General features: G+C 67.0%; 19 protein-coding genes. 7 read left to right on the plus strand and 12 right to left on the minus strand.

What is annotated here, in order from left to right; genetic code table 11:
- The first annotated feature begins 9 nt into the window (after nucleotides 1–9).
- Nucleotides 10–834 carry a calcium-binding protein gene (locus KVS69_RS12075; protein ID WP_254622158.1) on the plus strand — a complete coding sequence of 275 codons (825 nt, stop codon included), beginning with the start codon at nucleotides 10–12 and terminating at the stop codon, nucleotides 832–834.
- A 248-nt stretch (nucleotides 835–1,082) separates the two neighbouring features.
- Here KVS69_RS12075 and KVS69_RS12080 read toward each other — a convergent pair whose 3' ends face one another.
- From KVS69_RS12080 to rpsU, 6 genes are all read right to left on the minus strand, one after another.
- On the minus strand, nucleotides 1,083–2,075 hold the full coding sequence (locus KVS69_RS12080; RefSeq protein ID WP_217538218.1) for a bile acid:sodium symporter family protein: 993 nt from the start codon (nucleotides 2,073–2,075) through the stop codon (nucleotides 1,083–1,085).
- Between the two features lie 52 nt (nucleotides 2,076–2,127).
- A complete protein-coding gene (locus tag KVS69_RS12085) occupies nucleotides 2,128–2,715 on the minus strand; it encodes a protein tyrosine phosphatase family protein (protein WP_217538219.1) in 588 nt (195 codons plus the stop codon).
- Nucleotides 2,716–2,739: 24 nt separating this feature from the next.
- A complete protein-coding gene (dnaG, locus tag KVS69_RS12090) occupies nucleotides 2,740–4,464 on the minus strand; it encodes a DNA primase (protein ID WP_093532976.1) in 1,725 nt (574 codons plus the stop codon).
- Between the two features lie 64 nt (nucleotides 4,465–4,528).
- Nucleotides 4,529–5,479, minus strand: coding sequence for a YihY/virulence factor BrkB family protein (locus KVS69_RS12095; protein ID WP_083214047.1), 951 nt, complete (start codon nucleotides 5,477–5,479; stop codon nucleotides 4,529–4,531).
- Nucleotides 5,480–5,658: 179 nt separating this feature from the next.
- Entirely contained in the window at nucleotides 5,659–6,105 is a 447-nt protein-coding gene (locus tag KVS69_RS12100) for a GatB/YqeY domain-containing protein (protein ID WP_093532977.1), read from the minus strand.
- Between the two features lie 115 nt (nucleotides 6,106–6,220).
- On the minus strand, nucleotides 6,221–6,436 hold the full coding sequence (gene rpsU, locus KVS69_RS12105; protein WP_002808376.1) for a 30S ribosomal protein S21: 216 nt from the start codon (nucleotides 6,434–6,436) through the stop codon (nucleotides 6,221–6,223).
- A 167-nt stretch (nucleotides 6,437–6,603) separates the two neighbouring features.
- Here rpsU and tsaD point away from each other — a divergent pair, with 167 nt between their 5' ends.
- Nucleotides 6,604–7,629 (plus strand): tRNA (adenosine(37)-N6)-threonylcarbamoyltransferase complex transferase subunit TsaD, encoded by a 1,026-nt coding sequence (tsaD, locus tag KVS69_RS12110; RefSeq protein WP_068848772.1) that lies wholly within the window; start codon nucleotides 6,604–6,606, stop codon nucleotides 7,627–7,629.
- Between the two features lie 9 nt (nucleotides 7,630–7,638).
- Here tsaD and KVS69_RS12115 read toward each other — a convergent pair whose 3' ends face one another.
- A complete protein-coding gene (locus KVS69_RS12115; protein WP_254622159.1) occupies nucleotides 7,639–8,283 on the minus strand; it encodes a hypothetical protein in 645 nt (214 codons plus the stop codon).
- A gap of 405 nt (nucleotides 8,284–8,688) precedes the next feature.
- On the opposite strand from KVS69_RS12115, the gene folB reads away from it, so the two are divergent.
- The 4 genes from folB (at nucleotide 8,689) to KVS69_RS12135 (ending at nucleotide 13,447) form a co-directional block, all read left to right on the plus strand.
- A complete protein-coding gene (folB, locus tag KVS69_RS12120) occupies nucleotides 8,689–9,042 on the plus strand; it encodes a dihydroneopterin aldolase (protein ID WP_093532979.1) in 354 nt (117 codons plus the stop codon).
- 133 nt (nucleotides 9,043–9,175) lie between these two features.
- Nucleotides 9,176–10,438 carry a mechanosensitive ion channel domain-containing protein gene (locus KVS69_RS12125; protein ID WP_217538220.1) on the plus strand — a complete coding sequence of 421 codons (1,263 nt, stop codon included), beginning with the start codon at nucleotides 9,176–9,178 and terminating at the stop codon, nucleotides 10,436–10,438.
- 82 nt (nucleotides 10,439–10,520) lie between these two features.
- Nucleotides 10,521–12,695, plus strand: a complete 2,175-nt coding sequence (gene bglX / locus KVS69_RS12130; protein ID WP_217538221.1) for a beta-glucosidase BglX — start codon at nucleotides 10,521–10,523, stop codon at nucleotides 12,693–12,695.
- Between the two features lie 128 nt (nucleotides 12,696–12,823).
- A complete protein-coding gene (locus tag KVS69_RS12135) occupies nucleotides 12,824–13,447 on the plus strand; it encodes a hypothetical protein (RefSeq protein WP_217538222.1) in 624 nt (207 codons plus the stop codon).
- A gap of 264 nt (nucleotides 13,448–13,711) precedes the next feature.
- On the opposite strand, the gene KVS69_RS12140 is transcribed toward KVS69_RS12135, so the two are convergent.
- The gene (locus tag KVS69_RS12140; RefSeq protein ID WP_217538223.1) at nucleotides 13,712–14,869 is read right to left on the minus strand and encodes a PQQ-dependent sugar dehydrogenase; all 1,158 of its coding nucleotides are present in this window, start codon (nucleotides 14,867–14,869) and stop codon (nucleotides 13,712–13,714) included.
- A gap of 142 nt (nucleotides 14,870–15,011) precedes the next feature.
- Here KVS69_RS12140 and yiaA point away from each other — a divergent pair, with 142 nt between their 5' ends.
- Complete coding sequence (gene yiaA, locus KVS69_RS12145; protein WP_068848781.1) at nucleotides 15,012–15,443, plus strand: inner membrane protein YiaA; 432 nt, start codon at nucleotides 15,012–15,014, stop codon at nucleotides 15,441–15,443.
- Between the two features lie 23 nt (nucleotides 15,444–15,466).
- Here yiaA and KVS69_RS12150 read toward each other — a convergent pair whose 3' ends face one another.
- The 4 genes from KVS69_RS12150 to KVS69_RS12165 form a co-directional block, all read right to left on the minus strand.
- Nucleotides 15,467–15,829 carry a hypothetical protein gene (locus tag KVS69_RS12150; protein WP_068848783.1) on the minus strand — a complete coding sequence of 121 codons (363 nt, stop codon included), beginning with the start codon at nucleotides 15,827–15,829 and terminating at the stop codon, nucleotides 15,467–15,469.
- 210 nt (nucleotides 15,830–16,039) lie between these two features.
- Nucleotides 16,040–17,335, minus strand: coding sequence for an amino acid permease (locus tag KVS69_RS12155; protein WP_093532984.1), 1,296 nt, complete (start codon nucleotides 17,333–17,335; stop codon nucleotides 16,040–16,042).
- Nucleotides 17,332–18,126, minus strand: a complete 795-nt coding sequence (locus tag KVS69_RS12160) for a L,D-transpeptidase family protein (protein WP_068848787.1) — start codon at nucleotides 18,124–18,126, stop codon at nucleotides 17,332–17,334. Before KVS69_RS12160 ends, KVS69_RS12155 begins: the two co-directional genes overlap by 4 nt.
- Nucleotides 18,127–18,143: 17 nt before the next feature.
- Complete coding sequence (locus KVS69_RS12165; protein ID WP_217538224.1) at nucleotides 18,144–18,992, minus strand: MurR/RpiR family transcriptional regulator; 849 nt, start codon at nucleotides 18,990–18,992, stop codon at nucleotides 18,144–18,146.
- Nucleotides 18,993–19,007: the final 15 nt, after the last annotated feature.

A 19,007-nucleotide genomic window follows, 5' to 3' on the forward strand; every position in this document is an offset into this window, starting at 1 on the left:
CGTGACGGCATGAAGCGATGGCTCTGGATGGCTGTGATGGTGGCTTCGATGGTGTGCGGCACAGCCGTCGCCGTGCCGGCAGGCGGTGTCGGTGACACCGCAACACAGATCGTGACCTTGGCGGGCGACCACCGGCTGGTGGTGCTCGGCGAATACCACGGAACCGCCGAAACGCCGCTGCTGGTGGCCGACCTGATGGAACGCTACAGCCGCGACAACGCGTCCGTGCGGCTGGGGTTGGAGCTGCCGATGAGCGAGAACGCCGCGCTGGCGCGGTACCTGCGTTCCAACGGCGATGCGGATGCGCGCGAAGCACTGCGCACCTCGCCGTTCTGGCGGGTGAAAGATGGCCAGCATGACGGACGACGCAGCCGCGACATGCTGGCGTTGATCGAAACGTTGCGCGTGCTGCGGGCACAGGGTCGCGATATCGCTGTAGCGGGCTACGACATTGAGATCAGCGCGTACGACAGCGACGTGGATCGCGACGCGGAGATGGCCACCCATGTGCGCCAACAGTTCAACGCGCTGCCCAGCGCGGCGCGGATGCTGGTACTGACAGGCAACGTGCATGCGATGCGCCACCCGTTCGAAGATGCGCCCCCGGAAATGCAGCATCGCACCATGGCGGCGTTCCTTCTGGACCTGCCGCTGTACAGCGTGCGCCTGGAGGCACTGCGTGGCCACACCTGGCATTGCATGAGCCCCTGCCGCGCGATGCCGCTGCTCGAGCGGCCGGCACGCGATCCGGTTGCCGACACGGACCCGGATCGCTCGTATGACGCATGGGTGTACCTGCCGGAGCTGAGCGTAGGAACGTTGACCGACCGCTGACGCCGGCCGGCGCGGAGCACGCTGGGCTGGGAACGGCATTGGTAGGGTCGCTTCCCAAACGACCGCCGGTAGCAATGATCAGCGCGGTGGCGGCATGACCCTGGCCGACGCCACGTCGCAAAGCGCAGTTCCGATGATTGTCATGCCCACCATCGGCTGATCACCGTTATCGGCGGTCGTTTGGGAAGCGACCCTACCAACATCGCCGCGTGCCGCGTGCCGCGTGCCGCGTACCGCGTGCTGCGCCGTCAGTCCAATGGCGCGGGGTTCACCACGGGGTCGCGTGCGTAGCGCTGTGCGATCACCGCGCAGACGATCAGCTGGATCTGGTGGTAGATCATGATCGGCAGCACGATGGCGCCCAGGCTGCCGCCGGCAAACAGGATCTTGGCCATCGGCACGCCGGTGGCCAGGCTCTTCTTGGAACCGCAGAACAGGATGGTGATGCGGTCTTCGCGGTTGAAGCCCAGCCGCCGTGACAGGAAGGCAATCGTTGGCATGGCGATACCCAGCAGCACCGCCGCCACCACCGCCACGGTGAGCAGCGACAACAGCGGGGTCTTGCTCCACAGCCCTTCGTTGACCGCTTCACCGAAGGCCGAATACACCACCAGCAGGATCGTGCCCTGGTCGGTGTAGCGCAGCAGCGCGCGCTGCCGTTCCACCCAGCGGGCGATCCACGGGCGCAGCAGGTGGCCGGCCACGAACGGCAGCAGCAGCTGCAGCATGATGCTCAGGATGGCCTGGCCGGGATTGTGCATGCCGCCTGCGGTACCGGCCAACAGGGCCAGCAGCAGCGGGGTGAGGAACACGCCGAGGATGCTGGACAGCGAAGCGCTGACCACCGCCGCCGGCACGTTGCCGCGCGCCAGCGAGGTGAACGCGATCGATGACTGGACCGTGGACGGCAACGCGCACAGGAACAGCACGCCGATGTACAGCTCGGGGGTGAGCAGCCAGCCATCCAGCGGCTTGAACGCCAGCCCGAACAGCGGGAACAGTACGAACGTGAAGGCCAGGATGGTCAGGTGCAGGCGCCAGTGCAGCAGCCCGGCCATGATCGATTCGCGCGGCAGGCGCGCGCCGTGCAGGAAGAACAGCGCAGCGATGGCCACGTCGGTGACATCGTCCAGCACCATGGCCGCAGGACCGTGCATTGGCAGGAACGACGCCAGCAGCACGGTGCCGAGCAGGGCGAGGGTGAAGTTGTCCGGTCGCAGGCGCGACCACCAGCGGGTCATGGTGGGCAGGCTCCTGTAGAGCAGGGGGAAAGGGGGTGAAGCGGCAGCAGGATCAACGCGCGGTGTCCTGCTCGAGCAGGGTGCGGGTCTGGGCCTCCAGCGAGGTCATGCCGGCCTCGCGGCCGAACTGCAGGGCCTGTTCGGTGGATGCGCCCTGTTGCGCTTTCATCAGCGCCAGCAGCGCGCCGACGCGGTTGCCGGAGGCACAGTGCAGCAGCACCGGGCCGTTGGCCTGGGTCAGCGCGGCCTGCAGGGCCTGCACCTTGGCGGGGGTCAAGCCGGCAGCACCAGCGAGCGGGATGCGCACGTAGTGCAGGCCGAGCGACGCCACCGTGGCGGTTTCGTCGAAGCCGCGGTCTTCTGTGGGTTGGCGCAGGTCGATCACGGTGGTGATGCCTGCCGTGGCGGCCTGCTCCAGTTGTGCTGCCGTCGGTTGCCCGCCGGTGTAGAGGTCTTCTGCAGGATTCCTGAAGGTTCGGGCGAGGTCGGCTTCGGCCAGCGAGGCAGGGCCTCGCTCTACCAGTTTGTCATCCGGCCCTTCCTGCGTAGAGCGAGGCCCTGCCTCGCTGCCCACCGGAGCCAGGGCAACCAGACACAGCAGGAAGGCACTGAAGAAGGCGGGGCGGTTCCAACGTCGCATCACTTCACCTTCCTCCCTCATCGGTCAACGCAGCGTGGCGCGCGCCTTCAACAGCTCGCGCAGTTCGTACTTGTCAGTATCGTCCAGACCCTGCTGCCGCTGCTTTGCCTGAAGCTCCTCAAGACGTTGCAACAACAGCTGTTTTTCCAGCTGCGCCACCGCATCGTGCAGTTCCTGGTTCCACATCGCCTCATCGCCGGGCAGCGTCTGCGCGGCCAGCTTGTGCAGCGATTCCTGCTCTTCGCGGCCTTCGAAGTGCTCCAGCAGTGCGCCGGTGCTGATGTCCGGGCGCTGTTCCACCAGCGTGAGCAGCTCGATCAGCAGCTCCACCCCGGGCAGGCGCAGGCCGCTGAAGTGGTGGCCTTCCAGCGTCATCGCCAGCGACGGCTGCTGCAGCAGGATGGCAATGGCCGCGCGTACCAGGCTGCGACGCTGCGCGGGTGCCACGGCGCGTGCCGGCGGGCGCGATGCCGGCGCGGCGGCTGGTTTGGCGCCCAGCCCGGTCAACGTGGCCAGCTGCTGCTTCATCAGGTCGCCGAAGGCGCCATCGGGAATCTGCGCCAGCATCGGCCGCGCGCGTTCGGCCAGGCGTGCCTTGCCATCCAGCGTGGCCATGTTCACTTCGCGGGTGAGCTCATCGAAGAAGAACTGCGACAACGGCGTGGCCTGCTTCAGGCGCTCGTCGAAGCCGTCCTTCCCTTCCTTGCGCACGATGGTGTCGGGGTCTTCGCCATCGGGCAGGAACAGGAAGAACGCCTGGCGGCCATCCTTCATGCGCGGCAGCACCGATTCAAGCGCGCGCCAGCCGGCGCGGCGGCCGGCGGCGTCGCCGTCGAAGCAGAAGAACACATCCGGCGCGTTGCGGAACAGCAGCTCGGCATGGTCCGGCGTGGTCGCCGTGCCCAGCGTGGCCACCGCCTGGGTGACCCCGAACTGGAACAGCGACACCACGTCCATGTAGCCTTCGACCACGATCAGGCGTTCGATCTTCTGGTTGGCCTGGCGCACCTGCCACAGGCCGTACAGTTCGCGCCCCTTGTGGAACAGCGCGGTCTCGGGCGAGTTGAGGTACTTGGGGCCGTCGTCCTTCTCGAGCACCCGGCCGCCATAGGCGATCACGCGCCCGCGCCGGTCGAAGATCGGGAACATCACCCGGTCGCGGAACTTGTCGTAGACATGGCCGCGGTCGTTCTTGGAAAACAGCCCGGCGCGGTCAAGCAGCTTCATGCGCCGCTCGTCCTTGCCCAATGCATCCTTCAGCGCGCTGTAGCCATCGGGTGCGTAGCCGATCGCAAAGCGCGTGCGGTTCTCCTCGTCCACGCCGCGCTGGTCCAGGTAGGCACGGGCGGTGTCGCTGCCCTCCAGCGACTTCTGGAAGAAGCGCGTGGCCGCATCCAGCGCGGCGTACAGCTCGCGGCTGTCGTCCTGCTGCTGGGCGGTGCGCGGCTGCGTATCGCGCGGTACTTCCATGCCCACGCGCTTGGCCAGCTCATCGACCGCGTCTAGGAACTCCAGGCGGTCATAGTTCATCAGGAAGCTGATCGCGGTGCCGTGCGCGCCGCAGCCGAAGCAGTGGTAGAACTGCTTGGTGGGCGAGACCGTGAACGAGGCCGAGCGCTCGTCATGGAACGGGCAGCGCGCCGAATATTCCTTGCCCTGGCGCTTCAGCGGCACGCGGCTGCCCACCACTTCGACGATGTCGGAGCGGGCCAGCAGGTCGTCGATGAATGCGTCGGGGATACGGGCCATGGGCAGCAGCAGGGGGCACGGCCGGCAACGGCCACGCACGGAAGCGGGGGACCCCGCTAGTCTACTAGCTGGCGGTGCCTTCGCCCGGTTTCGGCGGCACGATGCCGGCCTCGGCCAAGTGCACGCGGGCACGCAGGCGCTCGTCAATCACCGCCGTCATCAGCGCGCCCACGAAGAACACCACCGTGGCGTAGTAGATCCACACCAGCGAGATCACCAGCGCGCCCATCGAGCCGTAGGCGCTGCCCGGCGCCACCGTGGCGATGTACAGCCCGATGGCATAGCGGCCCAGCGCGAACAGCGCCGAGGTGATCACCCCGCCGATGAACGCCTGCCGCCAGGCCACGCGCCGGTCGGGCAGGTAGTGGTAGAGGAACGCGAACCCCACCGTGTACAGCAGCAGGCTGGTCAGGTAACCCACCGCCGGCAGCACCGAGGGCAGCTGCGCGAACGCCACCTGCAGCATGGTGGTGGCGGTCATCGACAGGATCAGCAGGAAGCCCAGCGCCAGCACCACGCCGAAGGAAAACACGCGCTTGCGCAGCCACGCCACGATGCCGTCCAGGCGTTCGCCGCTGGTGTTGAAGATCAGGTTGAGTGCGTTCTGCAGCTGGGCGAACACCGCCGTGGCGCCGATGAACAGCAACAGCGTGCTCCACATCCCGGCCAGCGAGCCCATCGAGGGCTGGTTGTCGGCGTTCTTGAGCACGGTATCGGCCACGGTGGCCGCGCTGCTGCCGGCCACATCGTTGATCTGGCCGATCAGCGCCTGCTGTGCGGGCGGGTACAGCGAAGCGGTAAGCCACAGCAGCAGCACCAGCAACGGCGCCATCGACAGCAGGGCATAGAAGGACACCGACGCGGCCTGGGTCAGCACGTCCACATCGACGAAGCGTTTGCCCACGGCAACCGGGAAACTGCGTTCAAGCCGGTCCACGTACTTGCGCAGGCGGGGCGGAACGCGGGAAGGGTCGTGCGCGGGCTCGGGCGCGGGAGAGGGCGGCAGCGAAGACATGCCTGGATTTCTAGCAGGCCCGGTTCGAAGACCGGGTGAAACGCGGGCCCATCAACGGTGGGCGCCCACTGGTAGGACACGCAAGGTGCGGCGAAAGCCGCACCTAACGTCGTTTACGACGGCCCGAAGGGTGCCCGCGCCCAGCGTGGGCATACCGTTGGTCGTGTCCCCCCGCTCACTCAACCGGCGAAGTGCGCCTTCACCAGCTTGGAGACCAGGCCCATGTCGGCCTGGCCGGCCAGCTTCGGCTTCAGTGCGCCCATCAGCTTGCCCATGTCGGCGGCGCTGGCGGCGCCCGTTTCGGCAACGGCGGCCTGGATCGCAGCCACGATCTCGGCTTCGCCCATCTTGGCCGGCAGGTAGGTGTCGATCACCACCAGTTCGTCGCGCTCGATCTGCGCCAGGTCTTCACGCTGGGCTGCTTCGTACTGGCTGATCGAGTCCTTGCGCTGCTTGACCATCTTGTCGAGCACGGCGATCACAGCGGTGTCGTCCAGCTCGACGCGCTCATCCACTTCGCGGCGCTGGATTTCCGCCTTGATCAGGCGGATCACGGACAGCTTGTGCTTGTCGCCCGCCTTCATGGCGGCCTTCATGTCTTCGGTGAGCTGCAGCTTCAGGCTCATGGAACACCTCGTATCGATGAAAAGGGTGGAAACGCAAAAAGCCGGTAACGCTCGCGCGTTCCGGCTTCGGCTCCGCCGCGACAGGACAAGCCTGCCGCATCGAAGTTGCGTCCGATCAGTACAGGCGCTGACGCTTGGTGACGTCGCGCGACGAGCGGCGCAGCTGACGCTTCACAGCAGCGGCAGCCTTACGCTTGCGCTCCTGGGTCGGCTTTTCGTAGAACTCGCGCTTGCGGGTTTCGGCCAGCACGCCGGCCTTTTCGCAGGTGCGCTTGAAGCGACGGAGCGCAAACTCGAAGGGCTCGTTCTCGCGGACTTTAACGCTGGGCATGGAATCTCCGGGACACAGTAGAACCGGGTCACGCCCGGTGAGAGCCGCACATTATAGCGGCGAGAAAAGAAGTTGCAACCCACCCCGGCAAAGATCCTGGCCTGGGGTAGTGAAGGGCACGTCGGCGGTACGTCTGCCAAGGCCTCAAGAGGTCCATAATACCCGTTATGCGAGTCCTTGGTATCGAATCTTCCTGCGATGAGACCGGCGTAGCGGTGTATGACACCGCCGTGGCCGGCCCGGACGCCCTGCGCGCCCATGCCGTGTACAGCCAGATCGCCCTTCACGCCGAATACGGCGGGGTGGTGCCTGAACTGGCCAGCCGCGACCACGTGCGCAAGCTGCTCCCCCTGATCCGGCAGACCCTGGCCGAGGCCGGGCTGGGCGTGGGCGACATCGACGGGGTGGCCTACACGGCCGGCCCGGGGCTGGTCGGCGCCCTGCTGGTGGGCGCGGGCGTGGCCCGTTCGCTCGCCTGGGCGCTGGAGGTGCCTGCGGTGGGCGTCCACCATATGGAAGGCCACCTGCTTGCCCCCCTGATGGAAGACGACCCGCCGGAGCCGCCGTTCGTGGCCCTGCTGGTGTCCGGCGGGCATACCCAGCTGGTGGCGGTGGACCGGATCGGCCAGTACCGCCTGCTCGGCGAGACCTTGGACGATGCCGCCGGCGAAGCCTTCGACAAGACCGCCAAGCTGATGGGCCTGCCGTATCCGGGCGGCCCCCAGCTGGCAGCCTTGGCCGAACAGGGCACCCCGGGCAGGTTCAAGTTCACCCGCCCGATGACCGACCGACCCGGGCTGGATTTCAGCTTCTCCGGCCTGAAGACCCAGGTGCTGCTGGCCTGGCGCGACAGCGACCAGAGCGAGCAGACCCGCGCCGACATCGCGCGCGGCTTTGAAGACGCCGTGGTCGAAACCCTGGCCATCAAATGCGAGCGCGCGCTGGATGCGGCCGGTACCGACGTGATCGTGGTGGCCGGTGGCGTGGGCGCCAACAAGCGCCTGCGGGCCAAGCTGCAGCAGATGGCCGAACGCCGCGGTGGCCGGGCGTGCTTCCCGCGCCCTTCGCTGTGCACCGACAACGGCGCCATGATCGCCTTCGCCGGCGCGCTGCGCCTGGAGGCCGGCCAGCACAACCCGCCGCAGGTGCAGGTCACCCCGCGCTGGGACATGGCGACGCTGCCGGCGGTGTAGCAGTCGGCGTCAGACCGGTCGATTCCGCAGCAGTGGCCTCACCATATCGTGTCCGGCCATCCATGCCGCTGTGCGCGGGCAGCGCAGCTTCACTACTCGCTCGATGGCCGCATAGTCGTCGGCCAATGCCCTCCCGAAGATGGGTTCATGGTGCGCGATACGATTACGCAGACGCCGGATCTGCTCGAGATCACGGTGCATCTCCGCCCGGATCCCGTGCAATGGCATCCCGCGATCGGCGCCGGGAAATACCTGGCCCATGCAGCGGGACCAGAGGCGGGCGTCGAAGCGATGCGTGAACATTTTCTGCCAGAACACGAAGCTGAGCGTCGGGATGACGGTCGCCGTCGCGCTGCTGCGGGCTGCGGCGCGACGTAACTCCCTTCGTGGATCGTATCCGCCTGCAGGGCTGGGAAGGCTGTCTTCAAAGCCTTGAACCCATGGCCACCGCGGCCCATGGATTCGGGTAAGCGCATCGGATACGGCGTTGCGGGTCACCACCTCGCCAATGTGCAGCGGCACCAGAAACGCGGCGGAGATGCGTGCATTCCAGAGGTAAAGTTCGAGTGGTGTGCACTGTGTGCTGCAGGTGACTGCACAATCGAATGTGCGCAGCCGTTCTTCCGACAAAGCACGTCTTACTGCGTCTTCCATATGCACACTGCTGGCCCCTCATGTCCGATGGGTGGAGGATGGAGTGGCAGGCGGTGCTGTGAACATCAGGGATCAGGAGGCTGTTGCGAGGTTGTCTCAATCGATCTGCGGAGCCTGATTGACTGTCTCTATTGAATCGACCGCAAGAGCGAAACTCGTCCCAATTCCAGTCAACAATGGTTGACGGCGTAGCGCCGCCCACGTAATTTCTGCCTCACGCGCCACCGGGACTCGCGGATGGGTATCCCATCTCCACCCGGGGACAAGAGGTAAAGCAAAGGGCCCCGCGCGGGGCCCTTTGTCTTTTTCGACCCGCATTTCACATCGGGCGCCGTCAGGCACCGGTTCGAGGCACGTTCGGGGCCGTCCCGTTACCATGGTCGCCATCTTCTACGTGGCACTCCTATGGACAAGGTATTCATCGAAGGGCTTGAGATCGATGCCCTGATCGGGATCTACGACTGGGAACGGCGCATCCGCCAGACCCTGCGCTTCGATCTGGAAATGGGCTTTGACAACCGCAGGCCGGCGGCCAGCGACGACATCGCCGACACCCTGAACTACAAGGCCGTGAGCAAGCGCATCGAGCAGTTCGTGCGCGAATCCGACTTCGGCCTGGTTGAAACCCTGGCCGAGCGCATCGCCGAGATCGTGCTGCGCGAATTCAACGTTCAGTGGCTGCGCCTGAAGCTCAGCAAGCCCGGCGCGGTGCGCGGCGCCAAGGCGGTAGGCGTGATCATCGAGCGCAGCGCCGCCTGAGGCACCGCTGCCCGGCACTGACCGCGCAGCTGTCGCACGGGTCGCGCCCCGGTCGCGCAGCTGTCGCAGGGGCCGCGCCCCGGTAGCGCCGACTGTCAGTCGGCCCTCGCAATACCAAGAGAACCCGTAAACGATGGTAGACGCCGTAATCGCAGTACAACTCCTGGAAAACCTGCAGGACACCCTTGAACCCTGGCCCTGGGCCTATACCACCATCGTGCTGTGCGCATTGGCGCTGGCCGCGTGGCTGGCCAACTTCGTCACCAAGCGCATCCTGCTGCGCGGCCTGCGCCGGCTGGTGCGGCGCCTGCCCGGCACGGAAGGCGGCAGCAACCTGCGGGTGATCTCGCGGCTGTCCAACGTGGTGCCCAGCATGGTCATCGCCGCCGGCATCCGGATCGTGCCGGACCTGCCGCCGCAGCTGGTGTCGGGCGTGGTCAGTGCCTGCCAGGCCTGGGCGGTACTGACCGTGGCGCTGGCCGTCTCGCACGCGCTGGATGCGGCCAACGAGCTCTACGAACGCCGCCCCGACGCCCGCAGCAAGCCGATCAAGGGCTACCTGCAGGTGGTGAAGATCGTGGTGTTCGTCGTGGCCGGGCTGTCCATCGTCGCCACCCTGCTGGGCCTGAAGCTGGGCCCGATGGTGGCCGGCCTGGGCGCCGCCACCGCCGTGCTGATGCTGGTCTTCCAGGACACCATCCTGTCACTGGTGGCCAGCGTGCAGATCAGCGGCGATGGTCGCGTGCGGCTCGGCGACTGGATCGAAATGCCCAGCCAGAACGCCGATGGCGATGTGATCGATATCGCCCTGCACACCATCACCGTGCAGAACTTCGACAAGACCATCACCACCATCCCGACCAAGAAGCTGGTCACCGAGTCGTTCAAGAACTGGCGCGGCATGCAGGAAGCCGGCGGCCGCCGGATCAAGCGCGCGCTGTACCTGGACCAGCACAGCGTGGGCTTCCTGGACGCGGCGGCATTGCAGCGGCTGGAGCAGTTCGCGGTACTGGGCGACTACCTGCGGGAAAAGCAGGCCGAGCTCACCCAGTGGAACACCCAGCTGCAGGCCAAGGGCGTGGCGGCGGTGAACGCGCGCCGGGTTACCAACCTGGGCACCTTCCGTGCCTACGTGGAGCGCTACCTGCGCCAGCACCCCGGCATCCATACGGATATGACGTTGCTGGTACGGCAGCTGCAGCCCACCACCGAAGGCCTGCCGTTGGAGGTGTACTGTTTCACCCGCACCACCGCCTGGGCGGACTACGAAGGCATTCAATCGGACGTGTTTGACCACCTGCTGGCGATCCTGCCGGCGTTCGGGCTGCGCGTATTCCAGGCCTCCAGCGATGCCATGTTGATGGCCGCACAGCAGCAGCGGGCCGCCGCAGAGTAAGCTCCTGTGCCCCGCGCTTTGCTTTGCTGGCGGCGGGAACGCTAGAATCTCGGCCTTGTAAACGTTTTCATAAGGATAGCCGGTGGCCTCCGATCGCATCGAAACCCTCATTGCCCAGATGACCGTCGAAGAAAAGGTCGGCCAGCTGGGTGTGTTCGCGGACATGGTCCGGCCGTTCGCGCCGGACGTGAACCCCGAAGCCAATGTCAGCAACGCCGACCAGGTGCTGCAGCAGGTGCGCGAAGGCAAGGTGGGCTCGCTGTTCAACGGCGTGGGCGTCGAGGCCGGCCGCCGCATCCAGCAGGTCGCCCTGGAAGAAGGCCGCCTGGGCATTCCGGTGATCCTGGCCGCCGATGTCATCCACGGCATGCGCACCGTGTTCCCAATCCCGCTGGGCGAAGCGGCCAGCTTCGAACCGGACCTGGCCCAGCGCACCGCGCGCGCCACCGCCGTCGAAGCCACCGCGGCCGGCCTGCACTGGACCTACGCACCGGCGGTGGACATCGCCCGCGACCAGCGCTGGGGCCGCGGTGCCGAAGGCGCCGGTGAAGACGTGGTGCTGGGCTGCGCGTTCGCCGCCGCCCGCGTGCGCGGCTTCCAAGGGCCGGACCTGCGCGCCGCCGACGCGCTGCTGTCCACCCCGAAGCACTTCGCCGCCTACGGCGCCGTGATGGCCGGCATGGAATACAACATGGTGGACATCTCGCCGCAGACCCTGCGCGACGTGCACCTGCCGCCGTTCAAGGCCGCGTTCGAGGCCGGTGCGATCACCGTGATGTCCTCCTTCAACGACATCAACGGCGTGCCCGCCAGCGCCAACGCCGAACTGCTCACCGACATCCTGCGCGGTGAGTGGCAGTTCCCGGGCGTGGTGATCTCCGATTACACCGCCGACATGGAACTGGTCGCGCACGGTTATGCCGCCGACGACCGCGACGCCACCGCCAAGGCCTTCACCGCCGGCCTGGACCTGAGCATGCAGAGCGGCTTCTACGCCGAACACCTGCCGGGCCTGATCGACAGCGGCGAGGTGCCGATGGCCACGCTGGACGAATCGGTGCGCCGCATCCTCAACCTGAAGGAAGCGATCGGCCTGTTCGACGATCCCTACCGTTCGCTGGATCCGGTGCGCGAAGCCGATACCTCCTACATCGCCGCACATGACGCACTGTCGCGCGATGCCGCGCGTCGCTCCATCGTGCTGCTCAAGAACGAAGGCAACGTGCTGCCGCTGCGGAAGGAGGGGCAGAAGATCGCCCTGATCGGCCCGTTCGTGCAGGACCGCGACAACATCGAAGGCTGCTGGACGCTGTTCGGCGACAAGTCGCGCTACGTCACCCTGGAAGCCGGCGTGCGCGCTGCGATCCGCGATGAAAGCCTGCTGGAGATCGTGCCCGGCTGCGACCTGGAAGCGGCCGTGCAGGACGGCATCGAACAGGCCGTCGCCGCCGCACTGCGTGCAGACGTGGTGGTGCTGGCGCTGGGCGAACCGCAGCGCTACAGCGGCGAAGCGCAGTCGCGGGTGGAAATTACCCTGCCGGCAGCGCAGCAGGCGCTGGCCGAGGCCGTGGCGATGACCGGCAAGCCGCTGGTGGTGCTGCTGCGCAATGGTCGCGCGCTGGCCCTGCAGGGTGCGGTGCGCAATGCGCAGGCCGTGGCCATCACCTGGTACCTGGGCACGCAGACCGGCCCGGCCGTGGCCGATGTGCTGTTCGGCGATTACAACCCGTCCGGCCGCCTGCCGGTGAGCTTCCCGCAGGTATCGGGGCAGCAGCCGTTCTTCTACAACCACCCGCGCACCGGCCGGCCGGAACTGCCGACCATGTCGGAGTTCAAGGCACGCTGGCGCGAGATTCCGAACGCGGCGCTGTATCCGTTCGGGCACGGCATTGGCTACACCACCTTCGCTTACGGCGTGCCCCAGTTGAACAGCGCCCAGCTGGGTTGGGATGACACCCTGGAGATCACCACCACCCTGACCAACACCGGTGCGGTGGCGGGTGAGGAAGTGGTGCAGCTGTACATCCACGACCGCGTGGCCAGCCGCGTGCGGCCGGTGCGCGAGCTCAAGGATTTCCGCAAGGTGGCATTGCAGCCGGGCGAGAGCACGGACGTGCGCTTCACGCTGGATCGTCATGCGCTGGGCTTCACCGGCCGTGATGGCGTGTTCCGTGCGGAGCCGGGCCAGTTCGATGTGTGGGTGTGTGCATCGTCTGCCGCCGGTGAGCCGGTGATCTTCGAGCTGCTGGCCAGGTGATGTGGCGCCGGGCCCTGCCCGGCGATCCATCACCGCGCGCTTGCCAGGCAGGGCCTGGCGCTACCGTCATGGGTGCTGCACGCCATGCGGGCTACGCTGGCATCTTCGAGATATCGACGGAGCCGTGCATGCGCCTGATCAAGATCCTGCTACCCACGTTGATGCTGGCTGCATGCAGCCAGCCCACGCCGCCGGCCAACGAAGCGGCGGCGCCTTCGACATCGCCGCCGGTCACCGCGCCCACGGCCGCCGAGGATGCGCCGCAGGCCGGGTTGTCGCCCGATGCGGTGGAGCCCAGCACGGCAGCCACGCCGGATACGGCTCCCCCGGTAGCGGGGACCGATTCGGCGGCGACGCCTGCGGATGCATCTGCCGACGCCGAGGGTGGCGCACGCGAGCGCATCACCAAGCTGCTGGGGGATGCCGCCCCGTACGAAAGTGTGTTCAACGAACTGCAGCGTGGTGTTGCCGCAGGCGACCGTGCCGCGGTGGCCGGGCTGATGCGGTACCCGGTTCGGGTCACCATCGCCGGCAAGAACCAGAAGGTGGCTGATGCTGCCGCTTTCCAGCGCGACTACGACAGGATCGTGACCCCGGCGTTGGCCAAGCTGATTGCCGAGCAGAAGTTCGACACCTTGTTCGTCAACTGGCAGGGCGTGATGCTGGGCCAGGGCGAGGTGTGGATCAACGGCACCTGCCTGGACAAGGAATGCACGAAGAGCGACGTCAAGGTCAACAATATCGGGGCCTGATGCCAAGAGCGTACCGACCAACGGTCGGCACTACCAGGTGACCGCAAGGTGACCGCAACCGGTAGCGCCGACCGTTGGTCGGCACGCGATGCAACCGCAGCCGGTAGGTGCCGACCGTTGGTCGGCACGCGATGCAACCGCAACCGGTAGGTGCCGACCGTTGGTCGGCACGCGATGCAACCGCAACCGGTAGCGCCGACCGTTGGTCGGCCCCCGCGATGCAACCGCAACCGGTAGGTGCCGACCGTTGGTCGGCACCCCCCATCACCCCTTCGGGGTGAGCTTCAACAGCTTGCCCTTGCTGCCATCTTCCAGCAGCCAGATCGCGCCATCCGGGCCCTGTTCCACTTCGCGGATGCGTTCGCCCATCAGGAAACGCTCGGCTTCGCGCGCGTTGTCGCCGTCGAAGGCCACCCGCACCAGCGAGGTGGACGACAGCCCGCCGATGAAGCCGCTGCCGGTCCACTGCGGGAACAGCGTGCCGCTGTAGATGATGAAACCGGCCGGCGAAATCACCGGGGTCCAGGTCACCTTCGGCGCGGCGAATTCCGAGCGCGTGCTGTGGTCGGGAATGTCGCGGCCGTCGTAATGGTTGCCGTTGGACACGATCGGGTAACCGTAATTGGCCCCGCGCGTGATCAGGTTCAACTCATCGCCACCGGCCGGTCCCATCTCGTGCACCCACAGCTTGCCGCGCGCATCAAAGGCGATGCCCAGCGCATTGCGATGGCCCAATGACCACACCTGCGTGGCCACGCCCCCTTGGGAGGCAAACGGATTGTCGGCCGGCACGCTGCCGTCGTCATTGAGGCGGATGATCTTGCCCAGGTTGCCGGACATGTCCTGCGCCGGATCGAACTTCTGTCGCTCGCTGGAGGTGATCCACAGCTTGCCGTCCGGACCGAAGGCCAGGCGGTGGCCGTAATGGCCCTTGCCTTCCACCTTCGGGATCTGGCGCCAGATCACCTTGAAGTCTTCCAGCGTGCCGCTGCCATCGGCGGCCAGCACCAGATTGGCGCGGCCCACGGCGGCACCGCGCGTGTCCTTGTCGCCTTCCTCGGCGTAGCTCAGGTACACAAAGCCGTTCTTCGCGAAGTCCGGGTGCGGCAGCACATCCCCGAAGCCGCCCTGGCCGCCGTAGGCCACCTTCGGCACACCGGTGATCTCCGCGCTCTTTCGGGTGGTCAGGTTGAAGTGCTTCAACCGGCCTTCCTTCTCGGTCACCAGCAGGCTGCCATCGGGCAGGAAGCTCATCGCCCAAGGCTGGTCGAAGGTGGCAAATTCGGTGGCGGTGAACGGCCACTGCGCCTTTTCCAGCGCGGGCGCGGCGGCCGCCGCAGGCGTATCGGCGGCCACGCAGGCGGTGGTGAACAGGGCGGGGGTGGCGGCGAGGGCAAGGCTGAGCAGCAGGCGGCGGGTCATGGGAAATCTCCGGAAGGGGACGCGAATGGCCAGCTGTTGTTGTACACCATGGCCATCAAGGGGGCGTGGACCATACGTCACCCCCGTAGGCGGGTGCGGGGGAATCGGCTACCGTAGGCGCCATCAAAAGGGAGTTTGAACAATGAAGCCTCAGGTCACCAAACCGTCTCCGGCGTTCATCGCCGCCTCGTGGACCGCACTGCTGCTGGGCGCCGTGGCGTACCTGGTCGGCCTGTTCAACGCCGAAATGGCACTGAACGAAAAGGGCTACTACCTCACCCTGCTGCTGTTCGGCCTGTTCGCCGCCGTGTCACTGCAGAAGAGCGTGCGCGACCGGGTGGAAGGCATTCCGGTGAGCAGCCTGTACTACTCGCTGTGCTGGTTCGCGCTGCTGGTGTCGCTCTTGCTGCTGCTGGTGGGCCTGTGGAACGCCACCTTGCTGCTCAGCGAAAAGGGCTTCTACGGCATGGCCTTCGCGCTGAGCCTGTTTGGCGCCGTGGCCGTACAGAAGAACACCCGCGACCTGATGGCCGCGGGTGATCGCGAGATTCCGCCGATTCCGCGCGCGGAGTAATCCAGCGCCCGGCTGCGCGGTACTCAGGTACCGCGCGGGACACCCTTGTCCAGGTGTGACTGGTGGAGGGCGGTGGATTCGTCCCAGCCGCGACGGACCGCGTTGCGGGCCTGCGCCCAGGTCAACTTGCTGGTGGCCTGTTCCCGTGCCCAGCGCGATTCGAGTTCTGCTTCCACCTGCTCGTAGGCGTCGATCATTTCATCGGCGCGGGTGCGGGCGTGGCGGGAGCTGTAGCCGAGGTAATAGGCCGGCTCGTAATCCTCGAACGCCAGGTCACTGTCGTAGTACGGCTCGGCGCTGAAGCGCTCGCGCCAGTAATCCGAGACCGCTTCGCGCGGCACGCCGTCTTCCGGCACCCGGCCGGGAATCTGGTAGTCAGGGCTCATGTGGGGCTCCGGTTGGGTGAGGCTTCAACCTACCCAAGGGCCGGTTAACACGGCGGGCGCGTGGGGTGAATGCTGCATCAAGGTTTCGTGCTGGCGTTTAATCGGGTCGGCTGGCACGGATGGCGTTGACACGCATGGCGTGTCACTACGCGTACGTGACCAGCTGTAGAGACACGCCATGCGTGTCTGAGCGCGGTGCCCGGCCGCCCGTCAGCCTTCCTGTTTGCGCGGCAACAGGTAGATCACCGCGCCCACCGCGAACGCGATCAGCGCCGCGGCGATGTTCTGCCAGCTGGCACTGGCAAACAGCGCCAGGCACAGCACCAGCGCCAGGATCGGAATCAGCGGGCCGCCGGGCAGCTTCAATGCGCCGGGGCGGTCGCGGAAGCGGCGGGCCAGCACGATCACGGCTGCCGCCGTGCCGATGTACGCAAACAGGCGCGTGGTCATCGACAGCAGCGCCAACTGCACGAACGAGCCGGACAACGCCAGCACCAGCGCGATCAGCCCCTGGGTGATGATCGCCGCCGCCGGCGTGCGGAAGCGCGGGTGCACCTGCGCCAGCAGCTTCGGCCCGTAGCCATCGCGCGCCAGGGCGAACAGGAAGCGCGGGCCCATCATCATCGTGTTGCTGTTGGTGCCCAGGATGGAGATCGTCGCGCCCACCGTGAGGATCAGGGCCAGCGCCTCGCCGCCGAAGCCGGCGGCAGCATCGGCCAGCGGCGTGGCCGAATCGGCCAGGCCCGGCAGCGTGCCCTGCGCGATGAACTGCACCGCGCCGTAGATCACCGTCACCGTGATGATCATGGTAATCAGCGCGAACGGAATATCGCGGCGCGGATTGCGGTACTCACCGGCCGCGGCCGGGATGTTCTCGAAGCCTGCATAGGCATACAGCAGCAGCAATGCCGCCTCGCCCATGCGCTGCAGGTCGTGCGGGTCCGGGCGGGTGCCGGAGAAGGCCAGGTCGGTATCCACGTAGAACGCGCCGATCGCCACGAACAGCAGCAGCGGCAGCATCTTGCCGATCACCAGCACGATCCCGGTCCGCGCCGCCGAGCGCACACCGGCGACGTTCACCGCAGTCAGGAACCCCAGCGAGGCCACGATCACCAGCACCCGGCCCACGTCGTGCCCGGCCCAGGGCCAGAACCGTGCCACCGCATCGGCCAGCGCGTTGCTCAACGCGGCCGCCGAACTGATCCGGGTCAGCCAGATCATCCAGCCGATCTCGAACCCGGCAAAGCGCCCGAACGCCTCGCGCGCATACAGGTAGCTGCCGCCGGGTTCATCGAAGTAACTGGCCGCCTGCGCGTAGCACAGCACCAGCAGTGCCACCACGATGCCCGCAGCCACCACGCCCCACAGGCTGAACGGCCCCAGCAACAACACAGTCGCGGCCGGCAGCAGGTAGATGCCGCTGCCGATCACATCGTTGATCGACAACCCCACGATCTGCCAACGGCTGACCGCGCGTTCCAGTTGCGGTTCGGGCGCGGCGCTCATCGTGCGGCCTTGGGCAGGGCCGGCAGCTGCCAGTCCTGCTGCAGCCGCTGGTACTGCGCGCGGGGCAGCAGCACGAACACCGGGCGCTGGGCCGGGTCCAGCCAAGCCAGCAGGCCGCGCATGTGTTCGGGCTGCATCGCCGTGCAACCGGCGGTGGCCTCACCCGGCGTGCGCCACAGGTGCGCGAAGATGCAGCTGCCCCGGCGCGGCTCCGCGTTCGGGTTGTGCTCGATCACGAAGCCCTCGCGGTAGCGCACGTCGCCCTTGTTGTGCAGGTCCAGCCGCATCGGTTCGGTGGAGCCTTCCACCGCATCGGCACCCACGACGTCGGCATCCACAATGCGGTTGTAGTACTTCGAATCCGGCACATCCATGCAGTAGCTGCTCTCCAGCATCGGCTGGTAGGGCATCGCGCTGGCCACCTTCGGCGCATAGCCGAACGCCGGGCCGATCCTGAACATCCCGGCCGGGCTGCGGCCGTCGCCTTCCTGCTTCACCGGCTCGCCCGGCTGCTGCGGCCCACTGCCGTCCGGCGCGGGCGCTACGCCCACGCCCCAGGCGCTGCCGTTGCGGCCCACCGCCACATCGAACGCGGCGCCATGCGGCTGCCAGCCCTGCGCGGTGCGTGCATAGGCCTGAAGGCGGCCCTGGGTGGCATCCCAGCCGTCGGTGGTGACCACGATCATCTGGCCGTTGTCCAGCAGCGGCGTGGCCACGGGGGTGAGTGCAGACGCGGGCAGGGCGCTGGCAACCAGCACGGTGGCAAAGGCGGTACGCAGCAGCGACAGCATCGGGTGCACTCCGGGAATCAGGTGTCGATCAGGTGTTCGATCCGTTCCAGGTTCACCCCGAGCTGGCGGTGGCGGTCCGGGTTGGCGTGGCAGAGCAGCACGAACACGAAGTCCAGCAGCGACTGCAAGGCAGAACGGTACAACAGTTGTGCCACGTGCGGCGCCGGATCGTGCGCGCACACCACCAGCGCGCCATCGGCGTGCGCGCGCAGCGGGTTGGCGCTGTGCCGGGTGATCGACACCACCTTGCCACCCACGTCCTGGAACTGGCGCGAGAGCTGGAACAGCTGCGGCAGCTTGCCGAATTCGGAAAACACCAGCAGCACATCGCCCGGCCGCGCCGCCGAAAGGTTGGCCATCATCAGGATCGGGTCGGCGTGCTGCACCGTGAGCATGCCCAGCAGCGACAGCCGCATCGCGAACTCGCGCGCATACAGGCCATCGTCGCCCAGCCCGTACACGAACAGCTTGGGCGCGCCGTCGATCAGCTGCACGATCGCTTCCACGTCCGCCTGCGGGTTGGCCAGCCGGGTTTCCTCGTCGGCCGCGGTGCGGCTCAGGCGCAGGCGCTCGGCCAGCTGGTCGTAATCGTTGCCCGGCGCGGCGGCCGGCGGGCCGGCGGCCGGATCGTTGCCGGCGCGGGCCACGGCTTGGCCGATGGAATACTTCAGGTCCGGGTAGCCCTTGAAACCCAGCTTCTGGCTGAACTTGACCACGCTGGACTGGCTGATGCCCAGCGCGCTGGCCAGCTGCTGCGACGAGTAATCGCGCAGCAGGTGGGCATTGTCGAGGATGAAATCGGCGATGCGGCGTTCGATCGCCGACATGTGGTCACGCTCGGAGCGGATTTTCACCAGAGGCGGCATGGGGTCATCAAAAAG

Origin of the sequence: Stenotrophomonas sp. GbtcB23, from assembly GCF_019091045.1 — a bacterium.
GTDB lineage: Bacteria > Pseudomonadota > Gammaproteobacteria > Xanthomonadales > Xanthomonadaceae > Stenotrophomonas > Stenotrophomonas rhizophila_A.

Coding starts and splice junctions, on each gene's coding strand:
- folB (WP_093532979.1), top strand. CDS start 8,689: ATGGACAAGGTATTCATCGAAGGGCTTGAGATCGATGCCCTGATCGGG.
- KVS69_RS12085 (WP_217538219.1), bottom strand. CDS start 2,715: ATGCGACGTTGGAACCGCCCCGCCTTCTTCAGTGCCTTCCTGCTGTGT.
- KVS69_RS12165 (WP_217538224.1), bottom strand. CDS start 18,992: ATGCCGCCTCTGGTGAAAATCCGCTCCGAGCGTGACCACATGTCGGCG.
- KVS69_RS12100 (WP_093532977.1), bottom strand. CDS start 6,105: ATGAGCCTGAAGCTGCAGCTCACCGAAGACATGAAGGCCGCCATGAAG.
- KVS69_RS12140 (WP_217538223.1), bottom strand. CDS start 14,869: ATGACCCGCCGCCTGCTGCTCAGCCTTGCCCTCGCCGCCACCCCCGCC.
- KVS69_RS12135 (WP_217538222.1), top strand. CDS start 12,824: ATGCGCCTGATCAAGATCCTGCTACCCACGTTGATGCTGGCTGCATGC.
- yiaA (WP_068848781.1), top strand. CDS start 15,012: ATGAAGCCTCAGGTCACCAAACCGTCTCCGGCGTTCATCGCCGCCTCG.
- KVS69_RS12125 (WP_217538220.1), top strand. CDS start 9,176: ATGGTAGACGCCGTAATCGCAGTACAACTCCTGGAAAACCTGCAGGAC.
- KVS69_RS12115 (WP_254622159.1), bottom strand. CDS start 8,283: ATGGAAGACGCAGTAAGACGTGCTTTGTCGGAAGAACGGCTGCGCACA.
- KVS69_RS12160 (WP_068848787.1), bottom strand. CDS start 18,126: ATGCTGTCGCTGCTGCGTACCGCCTTTGCCACCGTGCTGGTTGCCAGC.
- KVS69_RS12080 (WP_217538218.1), bottom strand. CDS start 2,075: ATGACCCGCTGGTGGTCGCGCCTGCGACCGGACAACTTCACCCTCGCC.
- KVS69_RS12075 (WP_254622158.1), top strand. CDS start 10: ATGAAGCGATGGCTCTGGATGGCTGTGATGGTGGCTTCGATGGTGTGC.
- KVS69_RS12155 (WP_093532984.1), bottom strand. CDS start 17,335: ATGAGCGCCGCGCCCGAACCGCAACTGGAACGCGCGGTCAGCCGTTGG.
- tsaD (WP_068848772.1), top strand. CDS start 6,604: ATGCGAGTCCTTGGTATCGAATCTTCCTGCGATGAGACCGGCGTAGCG.
- KVS69_RS12150 (WP_068848783.1), bottom strand. CDS start 15,829: ATGAGCCCTGACTACCAGATTCCCGGCCGGGTGCCGGAAGACGGCGTG.
- KVS69_RS12095 (WP_083214047.1), bottom strand. CDS start 5,479: ATGTCTTCGCTGCCGCCCTCTCCCGCGCCCGAGCCCGCGCACGACCCT.
- rpsU (WP_002808376.1), bottom strand. CDS start 6,436: ATGCCCAGCGTTAAAGTCCGCGAGAACGAGCCCTTCGAGTTTGCGCTC.
- dnaG (WP_093532976.1), bottom strand. CDS start 4,464: ATGGCCCGTATCCCCGACGCATTCATCGACGACCTGCTGGCCCGCTCC.